The following is a 4,964-nucleotide window of genomic DNA, read 5'->3' on the forward strand; positions in this document are numbered from 1 at the left end:
GCTCAAAGTCAGTCTTCTCAATCCTGCAGCGCACCTTCGGCATCGAGGGCACCTGGATCTGGATTGCGTCGGTCATCGTCATCTTCATCCTCACCTGCCTGGTCCTTCGCACGGCGATGCAGCGTGGCAACCAGTCCATGGCGTTCGCGCTAACCGGCCTGAGCTCCTGCTTAGTCTCGCCGTTTTCCTGGTACCACCACTTCGTCTGGCTGATCCCGCTTAGCATCGTCCTCTTCCTCAAGGTCAACGAGTGGATCGCGCAGCGCGTCACCACCTTTTGGGGACGCCAACTGGCCGGGTTCGGTGCCATCGCGGCCGTCGTGGTGTTCCATATCCCGTTCGTCTCGTACCCCGCCTGGTGGCACATGTCCTCTCGTGGCATCGACTCGCTGTCCCGCGAGATCCCCTGGCTTGGCACCATCTGGACCACCTTGTGCCTGCTGTTCATCGTCGTCTACGCAATCATGGGATTCCTGCCCCGGCGCGAATCCGGGGTGCGGGACCGGGCCGAACACATTACTAACGAAGGCGCGGAAGACAGTAAAGCCAGTAAGGCCGATGGCTCCCCCTTCAAGATCGAAGGGGTTGAGCAGCCGACGGCACCCCCTCCGAGTCCTAGCCCGCCGCACGCCCACGGCGTAGACGAGCAGCGGTGACCGCCGTTCGGCTCAATTGGGTCACGCTGTTCCCGAAGATGCTTCTGTTTGGACTTATCGCCGAACAGCCCGTACCGTGCGGCATGCCGACTATCGCCTCCTTGCTGAAGGATCATTAAAACTAGCCGCATATAATCTCTTCGAATCGGCTCCGCAAGGAGGCCGGCCATGACCACCGGCACAACCGTCGACCTCACTACCGGATGAGACATCAACAAAACCAATCACCATGCCTGCTACATACCGGTCACACCGACGTCCCCCGTGTACGATTCGACGAAGCCAAGGCCACAGAATTGCACACCGCTGTTGAAGGACGCCCCGTCACTAGCTTCGCGATCCCACGGGATGACCGATGAACAGCTCAAACCGTTGGTTACAGGATAGTTTCATCTCGTAGGAATGCTCCCGCTACCTCTAGTGCTGGATCTGATGATCCTGCACGTTCAACAAGACTTGAAAATGCGTAGTCATCAACAATACCTGCGAACCAACCGTAGGCCTCCTGACCATCAATCTCCGCTGTGCCAGTCTTACCACCTAGCCCTTCAATGTCATTCAAAGATCGCGCCGAGCCAGTAGCAACAGCTTCATACATCATGGCGCGAATCGCTTCAACTGTGCGGGGAGACAGCGGCTCTGGATTCTGATCGAGCGCCGATTCCTCGCCAAATATCACTTGTGGATTGATGACTTTCCCCCCATTTGCTAATGACGCTTCCATAACAGCGAGACCAAAAGGTGAAGCAAGCACTTCGCCCTGCCCAATTGCAGCTTCTACCCGTGCAGCACCAGCTTCGGTTTCTGGTACAGAGCCCGTCACCGTGGTTAGGCCGGGAGTAGTAAAGTCAATTCCAAGACCCAGGCTTAGCGCAGTGTTCTTCATCGATGTTGGTTCAAACTCACGAGAAATAAATCCTTGAGTGGTGTTGCACGATGCCGCAAAAGCGGTAGTCATTGTAACGGTACCCAAGTCAAACTCGTTGTCGTTGGGGATCACTCGCCCGTCGATTTCTGCAGTTGCTGGACACTCAACCAATGCGTCCGGAGACAGTCCTCTGTCTAAAGCTGCTGCAGTTGTGACTGTCTTAAAGGTTGAGCCGGGCGGATACAGCCCCATCAGGGACACAGCACCTTGTTCACTTGCTGCCTTGTTCTGCGCAACTGCGACAATCCCGCCGTTGGAGGGAGAAATGACAACTAGGGAGGCTGGATTCTTCTGCTGATCAACAGCTCGCTGTGCGGCGCCTTGAACAGCGATATCAAGCGTCGTTTGAATGTTCTGGACTTTCTGTGGTTCCTTCTGGGCGAGAATATTCTCGCCACCATTCGGTTCAACCGCGCGTAGAGTCCATCCGGCAGTCTCATTTGTCTTATCCAGCCAATATTCGCGCAATCCGGCATCAATTGGGGTCTGAAGATTTCTTGATCCTGAAAGAAGGTCGCCTTCTTCGACGAAGTCCAGCCCGTCAATGAGTCGCAATTCTGGCATGACAATTTGAGCGTCTTCTTTTCGTAGCCTTACAAGGGTCGTATCACCATCCGGGTTTGATTGAATCGCCGATTCGACATCTTCAGGGCCGTAACCAGGAATAATAGGATCAAGTGCTTCAGCGATTTCGTGTGCATCACCAACGTTATCGGCTCCTGCGCGGACTGCTGTAACTGAGGTCCATTTCATAATTGGGCGAGAATCACGATCAACTAGTTGTGTCGAATAGTCACGGTCGTCGGAGTAGATAACTCTCGTTTCATTTGTAAAGAGACTGGAGAGAATGGATGGTGTCCACTCTACTTTTCCAGAAACTAGATCGGTACCAATTTGACCCGTCGTCGTGGCCGAGTCGCCGCTGGGCAAGCTCCATTCAACAACTGTTTCGCGAAAGTCGGAATCACCTTCAATATCGATATTCAGCGACAGTTCTCCCACTCCCGCTTCAAGCGCCTCAAAATAGCTTAGCGCTAGCTCTGGCTCGTTGGTCAGCTCAGCAGCACCCGCGTAATCCCCTTCGCCAACCGCAACTGAAAATGATTCAGCTACATCCTTGCCAGGGATTAGCGAACAACTTGAAGCAATCAACGCCGTGGTCACAACAATGCCCGTTTGCACACCAATGCGTCGGGTATTTCGAAAAACGTACATACAAAAACAATAGGCACCAACGAGGCTTTCGGCCCACAAGCGTATTGCCTTAGTGATCATTCATTATCGAAATAGACAATGGTCAAAGACATAATTCTTTAGCAACTATTGGTAAGCCAGTAGCTCATTAACAAGGATCCTGGCAATATTTCCGATCGCTAGATCAGATTTCGGCAGATTGGTTCCAACTCGTGCAGATCTCGTCACCACAGACACGGCAATTGGTGTTTCATGAACAATAGAGATCAAGGATACTTCGCCTCGTATCGGGCCAATGGTCCCTGTCTTTCCGGAAAACCGAACACCATCCGCAGGAAACGCAGAAGGAATTCTGTGGGTCCAGGCTTGTTGACTTAACACTTCTTCCGCAAAGTTTTGCATGGTAGAACTGAGATCACCCTCGCCGAGCATCCAAGCCAATAGCACCACCAGTTCACGAGCAGTACTAGACGAATTGAATGCAATTTCATCTAGTGACGCGCGAGGGTGTTCTGAAAGTAATCGACGAGTTTCTACTGCGGGACTTACATCGTGGTCGAGCAATTCTGCGTTGTGAGTCAAAGAACCTGGCAAGGCTATGACGGAATCAATTAGTCCGGCTTTTTGTATAACAAGATCAAAATAGCGTGCCGGTATTCTTTCAATGAGCGCATGAGCAGCAACGTTGTCAGAAACCATAATCATCTGCCGAACAAGGTCTCGCATGCTCAATGTAACAGCGTCTTCAAAATGGCCGAAGCCCACACCTCCCCGGGGTTGCTTCGATGGGGTGATAACGATGCGCTGTATCGGATCCAATTGCTGGTCATCAACTGCCATGCAGTAGGCCCCAAGTACGAAAAGTTTGTACATTGAAGCAATCGCAACTACATCGTTTTGGCGAAACCCGATCCCAGGCACACCTGTATCTAGGTACTGAGCCCATGCCCATCCGTCGCAGCCAGCATTGGCAAGAACTTCTCGAATCTGTCGATCGGTTCTTTCACTCTCCACCATCGTTTCGCTCTCTTTTTAATGATTCCATTCTTCTTACTGACTTAGTTAGTACGGAATCTAGAATGCTGCGAATATCGCGTCCAGATTCAGTCGAGTTTCGATGTGAAGAGACCACAACACGCAGTCGCAAATTAAATTGACGACCTAAAGTAAACCCTGGAGCTAGGAATGGGCAATCAGGGGTAGACAATGCGATCGCTCTCCCGCTACCGAGCTCGGCGGCCAGAATCGCATTTTCTGGACGTGGTCGCACTGTTGGGTTAACACCCATGCTGAAAAAGGCATCTGCAAGTCTGTCGGCTGCAGCTGGACTGATAGCCCTAGTGTCATCTAACAATACGTAGTCACGCAGAGTTGTTAACGATTTATTTGTCTCGTCGCCACCAAATAGAAGGCGAGGCAGCTCGTGTAATTTACCACGAACCAGGGAGCCCAGCGGAGAAGGATCTTCGATGATTGCACAATCAATTTCGCCTTCTTCAACTTTTCGAACCAGCTCAGCAGCAGTTCCCGAGCTATAAATAGGATCCAGCTCAAAGCTATGTTCTTGAGCAATCATTGCCGCACACAAATTTGGAAGTGACGGAACGAACCCAATTCTTAAAGCTCCACTGCCCAGGGTGTCTTCAGCCAGATTATGAAGCTCTTGAGCATCACGAATAAGGACTCGCGCTTGAGGGAGAAGCGTTCGACCCAAGGAGGTAGGGCGGACTCCATCCCGTCTTCTTTCAAGTAACTGCCCGCCCACCTCAGATTCCAAGCGTTTAATCCCTTGCGAAACAGGAGGCTGAGTCATCCCCAGATATACCGCCGCTTGGGAAAGACTGCCCTGTTCGGCGGCCACAACGAAATATTCCCAATACCTGATATGGCCAGATCGCATAGACATACCATCGAGTCTAATCAATCTTCAACGACCAACTGAAGAGTTACCCGTCTGCCATGGCTCCGAATACTTCACGCCGACGCATATCCTCCAAAGCAAGATCATGACGAGCTCGTTGTACAGGAGAACCATAGTTTTTGAATGAGGAAATAATTCTATAACTCGACCCGTACTTGTCGAAGCTCCGTAGTAAATGTCTTTGCGTCAAGGAGGCACGGACAAGGTGCCCTATCCCATCTCTTATTCCATGCCATCCTGTGATCTCTAGACAGTTATCCACAAT

Annotated in this window: 4 protein-coding genes; 1 reads left to right on the forward strand and 3 read right to left on the reverse strand. The window is 51.6% G+C overall.

Annotation, left to right across the window (positions count from 1 at the left end; translation table 11 throughout):
- Positions 1 to 656, forward strand: a 656-nt coding sequence (locus QP908_RS11525) for a glycosyltransferase family protein (protein WP_502868913.1), incomplete at its 5' end; no start/stop codon positions are given.
- 376 nt (positions 657 to 1,032) lie between these two features.
- Here QP908_RS11525 and QP908_RS11530 read toward each other — a convergent pair.
- The 3 genes from QP908_RS11530 to QP908_RS11540 all read right to left on the reverse strand — a co-directional run bounded on the left by QP908_RS11530 (position 1,033) and on the right by QP908_RS11540 (position 4,684).
- Positions 1,033 to 2,799: a penicillin-binding transpeptidase domain-containing protein gene (locus QP908_RS11530; protein WP_284772336.1), complete on the reverse strand. Its 1,767-nt coding sequence runs from the start codon at positions 2,797 to 2,799 to the stop codon at positions 1,033 to 1,035.
- A 105-nt stretch (positions 2,800 to 2,904) separates the two neighbouring features.
- Entirely contained in the window at positions 2,905 to 3,795 is an 891-nt protein-coding gene (locus QP908_RS11535) for a serine hydrolase (RefSeq protein ID WP_284772337.1), read from the reverse strand.
- On the reverse strand, positions 3,782 to 4,684 hold the full coding sequence (locus QP908_RS11540) for a LysR family transcriptional regulator (protein ID WP_284772338.1): 903 nt from the start codon (positions 4,682 to 4,684) through the stop codon (positions 3,782 to 3,784). The genes QP908_RS11535 and QP908_RS11540 overlap by 14 nt, the downstream gene beginning before the upstream one ends.
- Positions 4,685 to 4,964: the final 280 nt, after the last annotated feature.

Source organism: Corynebacterium sp. MSK204 (assembly GCF_030229885.1).
GTDB lineage: Bacteria > Actinomycetota > Actinomycetes > Mycobacteriales > Mycobacteriaceae > Corynebacterium.